Origin of the sequence: Flavobacterium keumense (assembly GCF_029866485.1) — a bacterium.
In the GTDB taxonomy this organism is placed as follows: Bacteria; Bacteroidota; Bacteroidia; order Flavobacteriales; family Flavobacteriaceae; genus Flavobacterium; species Flavobacterium keumense.
The window spans coordinates 1,400,177-1,415,910 of record NZ_CP092332.1 but is presented as its reverse complement, the minus strand read 5'-3'; the positions used below and the strand labels follow the sequence as shown (position 1 = coordinate 1,415,910).

The following is a 15,734-nucleotide window of genomic DNA, read 5'->3' as shown; positions in this document are numbered from 1 at the left end:
TTAAAAGTTTAAATTATTTCAAAGTAATTCGCCTTATTTTTTAAACTTTTGGCTATTGCCTTTTCACTCATTATCTTTGTGCAAAATTACAATCAAAACCATTCATAAACAAACATTATGGACTTAGAAACAAAAAAAAATGTTTTTGTTACATTAGGACGCTTTTTAAATCAGTTTGCAGAAGACAATTCGACTAAAGATTCTAGCGTTCCTCAAAATGATTTGTTTTTTGACGATTTCCATCAATTGATTCATTTGTCGCAATCGCATAACGGCTGGTACACTCCTGAACAAGTGTATTTTTCGATACAATCTTGGGCGAAAGCCTTAACACCTGCAAACCTAAATCAATGGACATCGTCTTATGATTTTAATGGTAACAAATCCAAAACTATTGCATTAATTTTAGCAGGAAATATTCCGCTAGTTGGATTTCACGATTTTATTTCCGTTTTAATGGCTGGACATAATGCAATTGTTAAAACATCCTCTGACGACCAATACTTACTACCTTTTTTAGCAAAATATCTCATTGCAATTGAACCTGAATTGGCCAACAAAATCACTTTTGTCTCAGGAAAATTAGAAAATTTTGATGCGGTTATTGCCACAGGAAGCAACAACACAGCGCGTTATTTTGAATATTATTTTAAAGACAAGCCTTCTATCATTCGAAAAAACAGAAATTCGGTTGCCGTTTTAAATGGTAACGAAACCAAAGAACAACTCGTTGCTTTAGGTGAAGATATTTTCCGTTATTTTGGGTTAGGTTGCCGCAATGTTTCCAAACTTTTTGTCCCAAAAGGCTATTCATTTGACGCCTTTTTTGAAGCAATATTTGAATACCAAGACGTGATTCATTATGAAAAATATGCTAATAATTACGACTACAATAAGGCGGTTTTTTTAATGAGTAATTACCAATTATTGGACAACGGATTTTTGACTCTAAAAGAAGACATCAACTACGCCTCTCCTATTTCTAGCGTATTTTATGAATACTACGACACCCTTGCTGAAGTCGAGAAAAGATTGGAATTAGATACCGAAAAAATCCAATGTATTGTAAGCAATAATTTAATAAAAAACAGTATTCCATTTGGACAGACACAACACCCTCAATTATGGGATTATGCAGACAATGTTGATACTATTTCGTTTTCGTTAACAATAAAGTAAAAAATTGTTTAAATATTTCTGATTATTTAACGGTTTTTAAAGTCTGATTCCCGAAATTTGCACTTTTAAATTTTGGAACAAACAACAACCATGAAAAAACACAACTACAGCGCAGGACCTTGTATCTTACCACAAGAAGTTTTTGAAAAATCAGCACAAGCCATTTTGGATTTCAATAATTCAGGTTTATCTATTTTGGAAATATCGCACAGAAGCAAAGATTTCGTTGCGGTAATGGATGAAGCTAGAGCATTAGTTCTTGAATTATTAGGTTTAGAAGGCAAAGGATATCAAGCCCTTTTCCTTGCCGGAGGAGCTAGTTTGGAGTTCTTAATGGTTCCTTATAACTTGATGAAAGTAAACGGGAAAGCAGCATATTTGGATTCTGGAACTTGGGCATCTGCCGCAATTAAAGAAGCAAAATATTTTGGAGAAACTGTTGTTGTAGCTTCATCAAAAGAACAAAATTACAATAATGTACCTAAAGGATATAGTATTCCTGCTGATGCAGATTATTTCCACTGTACTAGTAACAATACTATCTTTGGAACTCAAATGAAAGAAATACCAACTACTAATATTCCCGTAGTTTGCGACATGAGTTCTGATATTTTTTCACGTCAATTGGACTTTTCTAAATTTGACATTATCTACGCTGGAGCTCAAAAAAATATGGGACCTGCCGGAACAACTTTAGTAGTTATCAAAGAAGAAATCTTAGGTAAAAACGGAAGAGAAATTCCAAGTATGTTAGATTATGCAAAACACATTAAAGCAGAAAGTATGTACAATACACCACCTGTTTTCCCTGTGTATGCTTCTTTACTAACCTTACAATGGTTGAAAAAACTAGGCGGAATTGCTGCAATAGAAAAAATCAACAATGCTAAAGCGGAATTGCTTTACAACGAAATTGATAGAAATCCTTTATTCAAAGGAGCAGCAGCGGTAGAAGATCGTTCTAATATGAATGCTACTTTCTTATTGAACAACCCAGAACACGCACCCATTTTTGATGCTATGTGGAAAGAAGCTGGAATCTCTGGATTGCCAGGTCACCGTTCAGTTGGAGGTTACAGAGCGTCTATGTACAATGCTATGCCAATTGAAAGTGTACAAGTATTGGTTGACGTAATGCAAGCTTTGGAAAAATCAATTTAAAAATTTAAAGATTTAAAAATTGAAAAAATAAAACAATAATCCAGATTGAATCTTTGAATCTTTAAATTATTCAATCTTTAAATTAAAATAAATGAAAGTATTAGCAAATGACGGAATTTCTAAAAGTGGAATTCAAGCATTAGAAAAAGGTGGATTTGAAGTGATTACTACTAAAGTAGCCCAAGAACAAGTGGCTAACTTTATTAACGAAAATAATATAAGTGTTATTTTAGTTCGTAGCGCAACTAAAGTTCGTAAAGACATTATCGATGCTTGTCCTGGTATCAAAATCATCGGTCGTGGTGGTGTTGGAATGGATAACATTGATGTTGAATATGCTAAAAGCAAAGGAATCAATGTAATCAACACACCTGCTTCTTCTTCAGAATCAGTTGCTGAGTTGGTTTTTGGTCACTTATTTAATGGGGTTCGTTTTTTACACGACTCCAACAGAAATATGCCTTTAGAAGGAGATGCTAACTTTGAAGGATTGAAAAAAGCATACGCTAACGGAACTGAATTAAGAGGTAAAACTTTAGGTATTGTAGGTATTGGTCGTATTGGTCAAGCTACTGCAAAAATGGCGCTTGGTTTAGGGATGAAAGTAATTGCTGCAGATAGTTTTATTGATAAAGTAGATGTAAAAGTAGAATTCTTTGACGGACAATCAGTAACTACAACTATTGTATCGCAATCATTAGAATCGTTATTCAAAGAAGCTGACTTCATTTCATTACACGTTCCTGCTCAAAACGGATACATCATCTCAAAAGCGGAATTGGCTATTATGAAAGATGGTGTAGGTATTGTAAACTGCGCGCGTGGTGGGGTAATTGACGAAATTGCTTTAATCGAAGCATTAGACAGCGGAAAAGTTGGTTTTGCTGGATTAGACGTATTTGAAAGCGAACCAAAACCAGAAATCAAAATCCTTATGCACCCAAAAATCTCTTTGACTCCTCACATTGGAGCTGCTACAGGAGAAGCACAAGATAGAATTGGAACAGAATTAGCGCAACAAATCATCAGTATTTTAGGTTAATTTTTTCAAATATATAGATACAAAGGATGTCCCAAAAAGACATCCTTTTTTTATACTTTAGTTAGTGCAAAAATCATAACTTTGTAATGCTTTAGATAATCCTAATGAAAAAATTAAAAGAGCGTTGGGGAGTGCAATCCAATTTCCAACTGGCTATTATTTTTATCGTTTTTGCAATCACGGGTTCAGCCTCAGCAATGGCTTCGAAACCTGTATGTATATGGCTAGAAATTACTAAAGATGATTTCGGATTTTTCTTCACTCCTATCCGACTACTTTTGATATTCCCATTATACCAAGTACTTTTAGTTGGCATTGGATTTCTTTTTGGTCAGTTTCCCTTTTTCTGGCAATTTGAAAAGAAACTCTTGCGCCAAATGGGTTTGGGATTCTTGTTCAAAGAAAAATAATTCGAACCTAAATTTTTCATTTGGATAACCAAAAATCTTTGTTTCTTTGTAAAAACAAGTTCCAAATGATACAAGCGAAAAACCTACATAAATTTTACGACCAATTAGAAGTGGTAAAAGGAGTTAATTTACACATTCAAAAAGGAGAAATCGTTGCTATTGTTGGGGCTTCGGGAGCAGGAAAAACAACCTTGTTACAACTACTCGGCACATTAGACAAGCCTTCAATACAAGAGGGAACAGAATTATTCATCAATGGCGAAAATGTGTTGACCATGAATGATAAAACCTTATCCCAATTCAGAAACTTAAATCTGGGGTTTATCTTTCAATTTCACCAATTACTTCCTGAATTTACGGCTTTAGAAAATGTATGCATTCCGGCTTTTATTGCCAATAAAAACAAACAAGAAACTGAAAAAGAAGCGAAACGCCTCTTGGAGTATTTAGGTCTTTCAGACCGAATGGATCACAAACCCAATGCCCTTTCGGGAGGTGAACAACAACGTGTAGCAGTAGCTCGGGCTTTAGTCAATAAACCAGACGTTATTTTTGCCGATGAGCCTTCTGGAAACCTCGATACCCATTCAGCAGAAAATTTACACCAATTGTTTTTTCAATTGCGTGATGAGTTCGGGCAAACTTTTGTGATTGTAACGCACAACGAAGAACTAGCTAATATGGCGGACAGAAAATTAATCATGGTAGACGGACAAATTAGCAATCCTTAATTGCAAAACATTATTTAATGTCTTTCTACTATGACTCATTCTGAACTAAAATCTTTTCTAGACGAAAAAGTTACCCAATACAATACCCGAGATTTTATCGATAGCGACCCCGTTCAAATTCCGCATTTATTTTCTCAAAAAGAAGATATTGAAATAGCTGGATTTTTAGCAGCAACCATTGCTTGGGGCAATAGAAAGATGATTATCAAAAATGCACATCGCATGATGGAATTAATGGGTAATACCCCTTATGACTTTGTCCTTTCGCATCAAGAGAAAGATTTGAACGACTTAGAATCGTTTGTACATCGCACCTTCAACGGACAGGATTTTATTGTTTTTGTCAAAGGGTTACAACACATTTATAAAAACCTCAACGGACTCGAAGCCGTTTTTGCTCAAAACCAAGAACCATTGTCTATGCAAAAGAGCATACACGAATTCAAGAAACTTTTTTTTAATGTTCCACATACCCCACGAACTCAAAAACACATTTCAGACCCATTAAATAATTCGGCGGCTAAACGAATCAATATGTTTTTGCGCTGGATGGTGCGCCAAGATAACAAAGGTGTCGATTTAGGTATTTGGAAAAGTATCTCAGCTGCAACGCTCTCTTGCCCACTCGATGTACATTCGGGTAATGTGGCGCGAAAATTAGGCTTATTGCACCGCAAACAAAATGACGCTAAAGCCTTAGCCGAACTCGATACTCAATTGCGAATTCTAGACCCGAATGACCCAGTAAAATATGATTTTGCATTGTTTGGGTTGGGTGTGTTTGAGGGGTTTTAATTTGACACGAACAACTTAATACACCAAAAATCCCTCATTTTAATGTACCTTTGCACAAAATAGCAATTTATGAGTACTTTTGAGCAATTCAATCTCCCTAAATCCTTGCAAAAAGCCATTGATGAGTTAGGCTTTACTACGCCTACTCCTATTCAGGAAAAATCATTTTCTGTGATTATGTCGGGTCGTGATATGATGGGAATTGCACAAACAGGAACGGGTAAAACCTTTGCTTATTTATTACCTCTACTAAAACTATACAAGTTTACCAATACCAACACTCCAAAAATTGTGATTTTGGTTCCAACCCGAGAATTAGTCGTTCAAGTGGTGGAAGAAGTAGAAAAACTGACTAAATACATGTCGGTCAAAACCCTCGGAATTTACGGAGGGGTCAACATCAATACTCAGAAAAAAGCCGTTTACGAAGGTGTGGACATTTTAGTAGGAACACCGGGCAGAACTATGGATTTAGCGTTAGACGCTGTAGTTCGTTTTGACGAAACTCAAAAATTAGTCATTGACGAATTTGACGAAATGCTCAATCTTGGTTTCAGACCTCAATTAACTGCCTTGCTAGCGATGATGAAAACCAAACGTCAAAACATCTTATTTTCAGCCACGATGACTGAGGAAGTAGATGACGTTTTGAATGACTTTTTTGATTACCCAGAAGAAGTGACATTATCTGCCTCAGGAACACCTTTAGAAAAAATTACACAAATCACTTACCAAGTTCCAAATTTCAATACCAAAGTCAATTTGCTGAAACATTTATTGACTACAGATCAAACGATGAGCCGTGTTTTGGTTTTTGTAAACAATAAAAAAATATCGGATCTACTTTTTGAAAGTATTGAAGAAGCGTTTGAAGGACAGTTTGGAGTAATTCACTCCAACAAGTCACAAAACTACCGTTTGAATACGATGGCAGAGTTTCAAGAAGGCAATTTACGCGGATTAATTACGACTGATATTATGGCGAGAGGTTTGGATATTTCCAATATTACACACGTCATCAACTTCGAAATGCCAGAACTACCTGAATTGTACATGCACCGTATTGGACGTACCGGTCGTGCCGATGCCGAAGGAACTTCTATTAGTTTTGTAGCACCTCGCGAAGAGGAATCATTCATAGAAGTTGAAGTATTAATGAATACTGAACTGGAAATCACTCCTTTTCCAGAAGAAGTTGAAGTTTCAATCAAATTAATTGGCCCTGAAAAAGACCGCCAACCGGTGAAATTTTTAATGAAAAAAGTCAAATTAGAAGGAGAAGGTGCTTTTCATGAAAAAGCCAAAAAGAATACCAAAATCAACCTAGGTGGACCTTCTAAAACCAAGAAGAAAACACACGGTTCTGTCAATCGAAACATGCTCAAAACCAGAGCGCAGAAAAAGAAGAAAAAATAATAGTATCTTATTTACTCTTTTCGAAAATCGCATATCGTATATCGTAAATCTAATATTATTTCCCAAACACCAGGCAGACCGGTGAGCATAATTCTAGGCGTTTACCTGAATCAGTTATAGCTCCCGAGACCGCATTTCTTTTAAAAACAACTACTTCATTTGAGTATTGATGCGCTACTAAAAGAAACCTACCTGTGGGGTCAATAACAAAATTACGAGGTCCTTTCCCTAAAGTAGAAACCACTGATTGTGGCTGTAACTGCCCATTTTTTAGGATTTTAAAAATCGAAATGGTATTGGCTTCTCCTCTATTCGAAGCATACAAAAATTTTCCGTCAGGTGAAATATGAATATCGGCTCCTGTAAAATTACCTTTAAAGTCTTTCGCTAAAATAGTGGTTTCTTGGATTGCATTCAACTTCCCATTGATAAAATTAAAAACCGACAAAGCGCCGTTTAATTCTTGCAATACATACACCTTTTTACCGTCTTTGCTAAAAGTTAAATGTCGTGGTCCACTACCCGCTTGTAATGAAATGGTACTTTTCAATTTCAAGACACTGGTAGCTGAATTTGGATGGTATTCGTACAAATAAACAGTATCAGTTCCTAAATCAGTACTTAGTACGTGTTTTTTATCTGGCGAAAAATACACCATGTGTACGTGTGCGCTTTCTTGGCGAGGATGAACTCCTTTTCCTTTGTGTTGTACTTCTTGTTTAATGGCAGACAAACTACCATTCGATTTTTTGCCAAAAACAGCAATATTTCCTCCCGAATAATTGGCTACAATCACATTCGTATCGTCATTGATAATATAGCATGGGTCGGCACCTTGCGCCTTTTGCTGGTTCAAATTCGTTAATTTTCCACTCACTGCATCAAATTGAAACGAGCTTACCGTACTTTCGGCTCCATTCTCATTAACCGAGTATACTATCTTTTGATCTTTAGAAAGTGCCAAATAACTTGGATTAAATACCTTATCAGTCGCATTTTTGAATACAAAATCACCCGTATTGGTATCAAAATCGTACACGTAAATTCCTTTACTGTCACAACTATTGGTATAAGTACCTATTAATAAAGGTAGTTTTTTAGTTTGAGCTTGTGCCAAAGAAATAAAAGCTACTAAAAAAAGTGTGATACCGTTTTTCATTTTTAATACAATTGAAAAGCTAAAATACATAATAAAATGAAACCAATACCGATTAAATAATACCTTCCCAAATGGATTAACTAATTTCAAATTTGTAATTTTGAATCGTACATCATCTAAATCCAAAATTAATGCAATTCAAACATCCCGAAATTTTGTACTTTCTTTTTCTATTGATAGTGCCAATTTTGGTTCATTTGTTTCAATTGCGTCGATTTAAAAAAGAATTTTTTACTAATGTTCGCTTTCTAAAAGCACTTGCTATTCAAACCAGAAAAAGTTCACAAATCAAAAAATGGGTATTGCTAACCACCCGATTATTGCTTCTAACCGCTTTGGTTTTGGCTTTTGCCCAACCTTTTTCACTTTCCAAAGAAAAGTCGAACTCGCAAAAGGAGTTGTATATCATCCTTGACAATTCGTACAGCATGCAGGCCAAAGGCAAGAAAGGCGAATTACTACAACGCGCTATTCAAGAACTATTAGAAACAACGCCCGAGACCATTCATTTTTCTTTGTTGACCAATACAGAGACTTTTTGGAACACCGATATAAAGTCCATCCAAAAAGAACTTCAAAATCTACAATACAGCGCAACACCTTTCGAATTAGATCCAATTTTAAATCAAATACAAGCTCGTCCGTCATTGTATCAAAAAGAAATTGTAGTCATCTCTGATGCTATCGGTTTAGAGTCAAAACAGCTTACAACAATAGCTAAAACAGATGCCATTTCATTTATTATTCCAAAAGCAGAGCAGCAAAACAATGTATCCATCGATAGCGTCTTCATTCGTCAGACATTAGACAATTTTTACGAAATTGGAGTCCAGGTTAGCAATTATGGAGAAAATAACCAACCTGTTTCAATGGGATTATACAATCAAAACAAGTTAGTTGCCAAAACGATGATTTCCTTAAAAAAACAAAAGCAAGTTATTCCGTTTACTATTCCTAAAAAAGCATTTCATGGCTCTGTTTCTCTTGTAGATAACGGATTGACTTTTGACAACACCTACTATTTTAGCATTGGCGAAAGCCCAAAAACCAAAGTAATAAGCATTGGCGAAGTTGCAAAAAATGCGTTTTTATCCCGAATTTACACCAACGATGAATTTAAATACCAAAACAGTACGTTGGCGCAATTGGATTATAACCTTATAGAAAACCAAGATGCCATCGTTTTGAACGAAGTAGAAGATATTCCACAAGCGCTACAAACCACTTTACACTCATTTGTTGAAAAAGGAGGTAATCTCATTGTTATACCTTCGGTAAAAGCATCGATTTCTAATCTCAATTCTCTGGTTCAAATGACAGGAAATACAAGCTTTAAATCGGTCAATACTACCGAAAAATTGATTACCAAAATTCATTTCAATCATCCTATTTTTAGAAACGTTTTTGAAAATCAAATTTCGAATTTTCAGTACCCAAAAACCAAAACTTCGTTTACCGTTACAAGTACAAGCCCTGCTGTTTTATCCTATCAAGATGAAAGTCCCTTTTTAGTTTCTTCCAATACAGGAGCGGGCATTGTATCTGTTTTTTCTGCTGCATTGAATATGGAAAATTCCAATTTCCAACAATCACCTCTGATTGTACCTGTTTTTTATCAATTGGCGCAAAGTCAAGAAAAAAATGGAATTGCTGCACGAACAATTGGCAATACCAATTCGTATTTTATCAAAACTGATTTAAGCAAAGAAGGCATTCTAACTGTTAAAAACAAAACCGAAGAATTCATTCCGATCCAACAAAATTTAGGCACAAAAGTCAAAATGAATTTTGAAAACTACCCTTTACAAGCAGGTAATTTTAGTGTTTTCAACAAGAAACAATGGGTAGAAAACATCAGTTTCAATTACGACAGAAAAGAAAGTAACTTAATACATAACAACAAAAAATTACTCTCAGAAATTTCGCAAATCACATCCATATCTTCTGTTTTTGATCAAATAAGAACTGAAAACAACGATAGTCAAATATGGAAATGGTTTCTTATATTTGCACTGCTTATGCTCATTAGCGAAACGGCTATAATTCGATTTGTAAAATAAATTCATATGAACACCATCATTCGTAACGCAAAAATTATCGACTCCAAAAGTCCATTTCACAATAAGACCCTAGATATATTAATTGCTGATGGTTGTATCACTACACTAGGAACTGCACTAACTAATCCTGAGAATTTACCAGAAATTCAACTCGATAATCTACACGTTTCACCAGGTTGGTTCGACAGCAGTGTCTCTTTAGGCGAACCTGGTTTTGAAGACCGAGAAACTATCGAGAACGGATTACAAGTAGCTGCAAAAAGTGGATTCACCGGAATTGCATTACAACCCAACTCATTCCCAATTATCGATAATCAATCCCAAGTGCATTTTGTAAAAAGTAAAGCCCAAGGTGCAGCAACCGAATTATTCCCTATTGGCGCCTTAACCAAAGGAAGTGAAGGAAATGACATGGCAGAATTATTCGATATGAAAAATGCGGGAGCTATTGCTTTTGGAGATTACAATCGAAGTTTGGACAATGCCAATTTGTTAAAAATCGCATTACAATACACACAAGATTTTAACGGCTTAGTGATAGCTTTTTCCCAAGACGAAAAAATCAAAGGAAATGGAGTCGCTAACGAAGGAATCGTTTCAACACGATTGGGACTTAAAGGAATTCCTAATTTAGCTGAAGAATTACAAGTCGCCAGAAACTTATTTTTACTCGAATATACGGGAGGAAAATTACACATTCCAACTATCTCAACTGCAAAATCAGTTGCTCTAATCCAAGAAGCCAAAGCTAAAGGATTAGCAGTAAGTTGTAGTGTCGCAGTACATCATTTAGTTTTAACCGAGGAAAAACTAGAAGAGTTTGACACTCGTTATAAAGTAAGTCCGCCATTGCGTACAGAAACAGACCGATTGGCTTTGATAGAAGGTGTTAAAAACGGCACTATCGATATCATTACTTCAGACCACAATCCTATTGATATTGAACATAAAAAAATGGATTTTGACACCGCTAAAAGTGGCACCATTGGATTGGAAAGTGCTTTTGGAGCCTTAATGACTGTATTACCTATCGAAATTATAGTTGAAAAACTCACTTTTGGTAGAACTGTTTTTGGGTTAGCAACTCCTTCAATAATCGAAGGTTCAAAAGCCAACTTAAGCTTATTCAACCCTGAAGGAACAAGCACTTTTACTTCCGAAGCCATCCGTTCAAAATCGAAAAACTCGGCCTTTATTGGTACCGAAATCAAAGGAAAAGTATATGGAATTGTAAATCAATACCAACTGATTCTAAACCAATAAATCATGAATAAAGAAACGATTGAGGCCGGAAAATCCATCGCCATCACCAGTTATATTTTAGGTATTGGCGTATTCATAGCAATGTCTATGAATGCTGAAAGTAAAAATCCGTTTGCCACTTTTCATATCCGTCAAGGATTAGGATTGACTTTGACTTTTATTTCTTTGGGATTAATCATTAGTAATTTTGACAGTTTATTGATTTCATTTCCTATGTGGATTTTTATTTCTGTTTTATGGGGGTATGGCATTTTTACTGCCATTAAAGGCGAAACCAAACCGATGCCGCTATTAGGAACCTATTTCCAGAAATGGTTATCCAATATTTCGTAATGCTATGAATTTATCTTTAGAATACCTCATCAGAGCACCCAAAATAAAAAAGGATTCAAATCCGCTGTTGCTTTTATTGCACGGATACGGCAGCAATGAAGCCGATTTATTTTCTTTTGCTTCTGAACTCCCTGAAGATTATTATGTCGTTTCAGCACGTGCACCTTACGATTTACAATATGGAAGCTATGCGTGGTATGCCATCAATTTTGATGCCGACGAAAATAAATTCTCTGACCATGAACAAGCTAAAGTTTCTAGAGATTTGATTGGTACTTTTATCAACGAACTACTTGAGAATTACCCTATTGATGCTACAAATATTACACTAATTGGCTTTAGCCAAGGAGCCATTTTAAGTTACGGAGTAGCGCTTTCTGACCCTCAAAAAATCAAAAATGTAATAGGATTAAGCGGCTATGTAAGCGAACCTATTCTTAAAGCAGGCTTTGAAAATAACGACTTTTCTACCTTGGGTATTTTTGCTTCCCACGGCACTGTAGATCAAGTTATTCCTGTGGAATGGGCAAGAAAATCAGATGTGTTTTTAACGCAATTAGGCATTACTCACACCTACAAAGAATACCCAATCGGGCATGGGATTTCACCTCAAGTGTTTTTTGATTTTAAAAATTGGCTGCAAGCCCACTCGTAAAAAACTCGTTTATTTTTGATACAGAAGAGATTGATTGACTTCAAAAGAGATGGTTTCATCCTCATTTACGAAGTATTTCAATAGCACTTCACCCCAAATTTCACCATCACTAAAATCAGCGATAATCCAGCGGTGATTCAGTATTTTCACTTTATTAATAATGAATTTATTTGCGCCTATTTGGTCTTGACCTGTGAACGGATTCCCTTTCGGATTGGAATTATAATCCAATAATTTTTCAGTCACTACCGGAATCAATTTCTCATATTGAATTGTCCTTTTCGTACTTGTGTTATCAAAATAGTTTTGTGCATTTTCATTTTTGGCCAAAGAAAAATAATTGGCATCAGCCAATTGATTCGAAACCAAAGTCAAACTATCCCTCAATTTGGATATTTTCTTTTCGGAACGCTGTTGCTCAAATTTCACTTCACTGCTCAAAAACACATAAGTGAACAAGGTAGTTAAGGCAAAAAGTATCGTTAAATAAAGTAGTAAGGAACGTTTCATAAGGAAAATTAAATGGTGATTTCTAAATTATCATACGCAAGAAAAACATTTTCAGGAAGCTTTTTTTGTACTTCTTCATGAAAACCCAAATGATGACTAATGTGTGTCAAATAGGCTTTCTCAGGCTGTACCAAAGTTATAAAATCTAAGGCTTCTTGCAAATTGAAGTGGGTTTGGTGCGGTTCTTCGCGTAAAGCGTTTACGACCAAAACTTTAAGCTCTTTTAGTTTTTCAATTTCTGATTCCTCAACTGTTTTTACGTCTGTCAAATAAGCAAAATCATCAATACGATAACCAAAGACTTGCAAATCGCCATGCATAACGTTAATAGGAATTGCTGTTTTATTTCCAATTACAAATGGACGATTGTTTTGGACTTCGATAGTTGATACCGATGGAGCTCCTGGATATTTATTTTCCGTTTCAAACACATAATCAAAACGATTTTTTAAATTATCAATTACACGTTGGTGCGCATAAATTGGCATTGGTCCTTGACGAAAATTAAACGGCCGAATATCATCTATCCCTGCTGTATGATCAGCGTGCTCGTGAGTAAATAAAATTCCGTCTACTTTTTGACAATTGGAAACCAACATCTGTTGCCTAAAATCAGGGCCACAATCAAATACAAATGAATGATTTTCCCATGACACCCAAGCCGAAACACGCAAACGTTTGTCTCTGACATCAATGCTTTTACAAACAGGATGATCACTCCCAATAATAGGAATGCCTTGCGATGTACCAGTACCTAAAAAATATATTTTCAAAAAACAATTATTTTTATCAATTCAACTTAAAAATAGATGCTACAATTTGCTATCAAAAACAAAAAAAAGAGTGGATAAAAATAGTGATTCTATATTTGGAAACGCTAAAAATAAGATTCAAATAATAATGCCTCTTTTGTAGCATTTTTTTACAAAAATAAGGTTAAATATCTTTCAACAAACTCCTAATTTGTTAACTTTGTAACATATTAGCACTTTTACAAAAAATGACTACTAAAAAAATAAAACTCAAGGGAGACAAAGTTATAGAGCAAATTCCTTCTATAAAGGACAAAGCGCTTCGAATTAATCTCAATGAAAACATTTACGGTACTTTTGCCGAAATTGGTGCCGGACAAGAAACGGTTAGACACTTTTTTAGAGCAGGAGGATCATCCGGAACCATTGCAAAAGCAATGTCTGCCTACGATAAAGACTTTAGTGATGCTGTTTATGGAGTTGAAGAAGATGGCCGCTATGTAACCGAAAGTAGACTAAAAAAAATGCTCTCTCATGAGGTTAGTTTGATTGAGAAACGTTTAAGCAGAGATAAACACCCTAACAAGATGTTCTTTAGTTATGCTAATACTGTGGCAACTATTGATTTTGCAAAGCAATTCAAAGGACACGGTTGGGTTGGAATTAGTTTCCAAATTGAACCTGATGAGGCCTACAATGAAATCATTCTACACATTCGTTTTAAAGAAACGGACTCAAGACTACAACAAGAAACTTTAGGAATTCTTGGTGTCAACTTAATTTACGGGGCGTATTACAAATACAATGACCCTAAAAAATTATTACGCTATCTATATGATCATTTAGATAAAGACCAATTAGAAATTGACACCATCAACTTTGCAGGACCTCGTTTTGCCGATGTTGATAACCGTTTAATGAGTTTGCAGTTGGTAAAAAACGGAATGACAGATGCCGTAATGTTCAATCCTGAAGGGAAAAATATCTTACCAGCAGCTATCTTATACAAAAAAAACATATTAGCTTTTAGAGGAAGTTTTCGTCCTGTTACAAAAGTAAATATGGATATGTATGAGAAATCATTAAAAATGTTTTTAGAAGAAAATAAAGTAGAAAAAGAAAATACATTAGTTATTTTTGAAATTACTTTATCCAATTTACGTTCTGATGGAGAAATTGATGAACGAGACTTTATGGATCGGGCCGAGTTGCTTTGTTCTCTAGGACAAACCGTAATGATATCCAATTTCCAAGAATATTATAAAGTAGTAGAATATTTTGCTAATTATACCAAAGCCCGAATGGGACTTTCAATGGGAGTAAACAATCTCGTTGATATCTTTGACGAAAAATACTATCGCCATCTAAGTGGTGGAATTCTTGAAGCTTTTGGTAAATTATTCTACCGTGACATGAAAGTATTCTTGTACCCAATGATTGGTGAAGATGGAGAAATTATAACTTCAGACAATCTAAAGGTACATCCTAGGATGAAAGAATTATACAAATTCTTCAAATTCAACGGAAAAGTGGTAGATATTGAAGATTACAACCCTGAAATATTAAAAGTATTCTCTCGAGAGGTATTAAAAATGATTAGCCAAGGAAAAGAAGGATGGGAAGAAATGCTTCCTTCTGGAGTTTCTGAAATCATCAAAGAACACCATCTATTTGGTTATGAACCGAGTAAATTTTTAAAAGAGGTTTAAAAAAATACAGATCCCTAATTCTACTATTGAATTAGGGATTTGTATTTTTTATGTAATTTATTTCAGAATCTGAGAGGTATGCGCTTTAGTTTTCACATCAGAAATCACATCTGCTATAATTCCGTTTTCGTCAATTACAAACGTAGTTCTGTGAATACCGTCGTATTCTTTACCCATAAATTTCTTAGGTCCCCAAACACCAAAGGCATGAATTACTGATTTATCTTCGTCAGCCAATAATGGAAAAGGGAAATCGAATTTCTCTCTAAATTTAGCCTGTGCTTTGGCAGAATCAGCACTCACTCCCAAAAGAGCATAATTATTGGCTTGAAAACGTTCAAAATTATCCCTTAAATCACAAGCTTCTGCAGTACAGCCTGGCGTATTTGCCTTTGGATAAAAAAAGACTACCAATTTTTTCCCCAGATAATCAGCCAATTGATGCGTTTTCCCGTCTTGATCTACTCCAGAAAATTGTGGAGCGTTATCCCCTATTTGTAATGTTGTCATAATATTCTTTTTTTTGAATAATTAGAATTGTATTATTTTTACAAGAATA

Annotated in this window: 16 protein-coding genes; 12 read left to right on the top strand and 4 right to left on the bottom strand. The window is 35.1% G+C overall.

Going from position 1 to position 15,734, the window contains the following annotated elements:
* Positions 1-117 precede the first annotated feature (117 nt).
* From MG292_RS06215 to MG292_RS06185, 7 genes are all read left to right on the top strand, one after another.
* On the top strand, positions 118-1,179 hold the full coding sequence (locus MG292_RS06215) for an acyl-CoA reductase (protein ID WP_264533579.1): 1,062 nt from the start codon (positions 118-120) through the stop codon (positions 1,177-1,179).
* A 90-nt stretch (positions 1,180-1,269) separates the two neighbouring features.
* Positions 1,270-2,340, top strand: coding sequence for a 3-phosphoserine/phosphohydroxythreonine transaminase (gene serC, locus MG292_RS06210; RefSeq protein WP_264533580.1), 1,071 nt, complete (start codon positions 1,270-1,272; stop codon positions 2,338-2,340).
* 91 nt (positions 2,341-2,431) lie between these two features.
* Positions 2,432-3,382, top strand: coding sequence for a D-2-hydroxyacid dehydrogenase (locus tag MG292_RS06205; protein WP_264533581.1), 951 nt, complete (start codon positions 2,432-2,434; stop codon positions 3,380-3,382).
* Positions 3,383-3,486: 104 nt separating this feature from the next.
* A complete protein-coding gene (locus tag MG292_RS06200) occupies positions 3,487-3,792 on the top strand; it encodes a DUF6787 family protein (protein ID WP_264533582.1) in 306 nt (101 codons plus the stop codon).
* A 65-nt stretch (positions 3,793-3,857) separates the two neighbouring features.
* Positions 3,858-4,523 carry an ABC transporter ATP-binding protein gene (locus MG292_RS06195; RefSeq protein WP_264533583.1) on the top strand — a complete coding sequence of 222 codons (666 nt, stop codon included), beginning with the start codon at positions 3,858-3,860 and terminating at the stop codon, positions 4,521-4,523.
* A 30-nt stretch (positions 4,524-4,553) separates the two neighbouring features.
* The gene (locus MG292_RS06190; protein WP_264533584.1) at positions 4,554-5,318 is read left to right on the top strand and encodes a TIGR02757 family protein; all 765 of its coding nucleotides are present in this window, start codon (positions 4,554-4,556) and stop codon (positions 5,316-5,318) included.
* 69 nt (positions 5,319-5,387) lie between these two features.
* Complete coding sequence (locus tag MG292_RS06185; protein ID WP_264533585.1) at positions 5,388-6,734, top strand: DEAD/DEAH box helicase; 1,347 nt, start codon at positions 5,388-5,390, stop codon at positions 6,732-6,734.
* A gap of 55 nt (positions 6,735-6,789) precedes the next feature.
* Here MG292_RS06185 and MG292_RS06180 read toward each other — a convergent pair whose 3' ends face one another.
* Complete coding sequence (locus MG292_RS06180; RefSeq protein ID WP_264533586.1) at positions 6,790-7,893, bottom strand: lactonase family protein; 1,104 nt, start codon at positions 7,891-7,893, stop codon at positions 6,790-6,792.
* A gap of 131 nt (positions 7,894-8,024) precedes the next feature.
* Here MG292_RS06180 and MG292_RS06175 point away from each other — a divergent pair, with 131 nt between their 5' ends.
* From MG292_RS06175 to MG292_RS06160, 4 genes are read left to right on the top strand one after another with little or no spacing between them, the layout of a single operon-like run.
* Positions 8,025-9,953: a vWA domain-containing protein gene (locus MG292_RS06175; RefSeq protein WP_264533587.1), complete on the top strand. Its 1,929-nt coding sequence runs from the start codon at positions 8,025-8,027 to the stop codon at positions 9,951-9,953.
* Between the two features lie 6 nt (positions 9,954-9,959).
* Positions 9,960-11,216 (top strand): dihydroorotase, encoded by a 1,257-nt coding sequence (locus tag MG292_RS06170; RefSeq protein ID WP_264533588.1) that lies wholly within the window; start codon positions 9,960-9,962, stop codon positions 11,214-11,216.
* A 3-nt stretch (positions 11,217-11,219) separates the two neighbouring features.
* Positions 11,220-11,549, top strand: coding sequence for a hypothetical protein (locus tag MG292_RS06165; RefSeq protein ID WP_264533589.1), 330 nt, complete (start codon positions 11,220-11,222; stop codon positions 11,547-11,549).
* Positions 11,550-11,553: 4 nt separating this feature from the next.
* A complete protein-coding gene (locus MG292_RS06160) occupies positions 11,554-12,204 on the top strand; it encodes an alpha/beta hydrolase (RefSeq protein ID WP_264533590.1) in 651 nt (216 codons plus the stop codon).
* A gap of 9 nt (positions 12,205-12,213) precedes the next feature.
* Here MG292_RS06160 and MG292_RS06155 read toward each other — a convergent pair whose 3' ends face one another.
* Positions 12,214-12,714, bottom strand: coding sequence for a hypothetical protein (locus tag MG292_RS06155; RefSeq protein ID WP_264533591.1), 501 nt, complete (start codon positions 12,712-12,714; stop codon positions 12,214-12,216).
* Positions 12,715-12,722: 8 nt separating this feature from the next.
* Positions 12,723-13,487 carry an MBL fold metallo-hydrolase gene (locus tag MG292_RS06150; protein ID WP_264533592.1) on the bottom strand — a complete coding sequence of 255 codons (765 nt, stop codon included), beginning with the start codon at positions 13,485-13,487 and terminating at the stop codon, positions 12,723-12,725.
* A 227-nt stretch (positions 13,488-13,714) separates the two neighbouring features.
* Between MG292_RS06150 and MG292_RS06145 the strand changes: the two genes are divergently transcribed.
* Entirely contained in the window at positions 13,715-15,175 is a 1,461-nt protein-coding gene (locus MG292_RS06145) for a TonB-dependent receptor (RefSeq protein ID WP_264533593.1), read from the top strand.
* A 57-nt stretch (positions 15,176-15,232) separates the two neighbouring features.
* On the opposite strand, the gene bcp is transcribed toward MG292_RS06145, so the two are convergent.
* On the bottom strand, positions 15,233-15,685 hold the full coding sequence (bcp, locus tag MG292_RS06140) for a thioredoxin-dependent thiol peroxidase (protein ID WP_264533594.1): 453 nt from the start codon (positions 15,683-15,685) through the stop codon (positions 15,233-15,235).
* Positions 15,686-15,734: the final 49 nt, after the last annotated feature.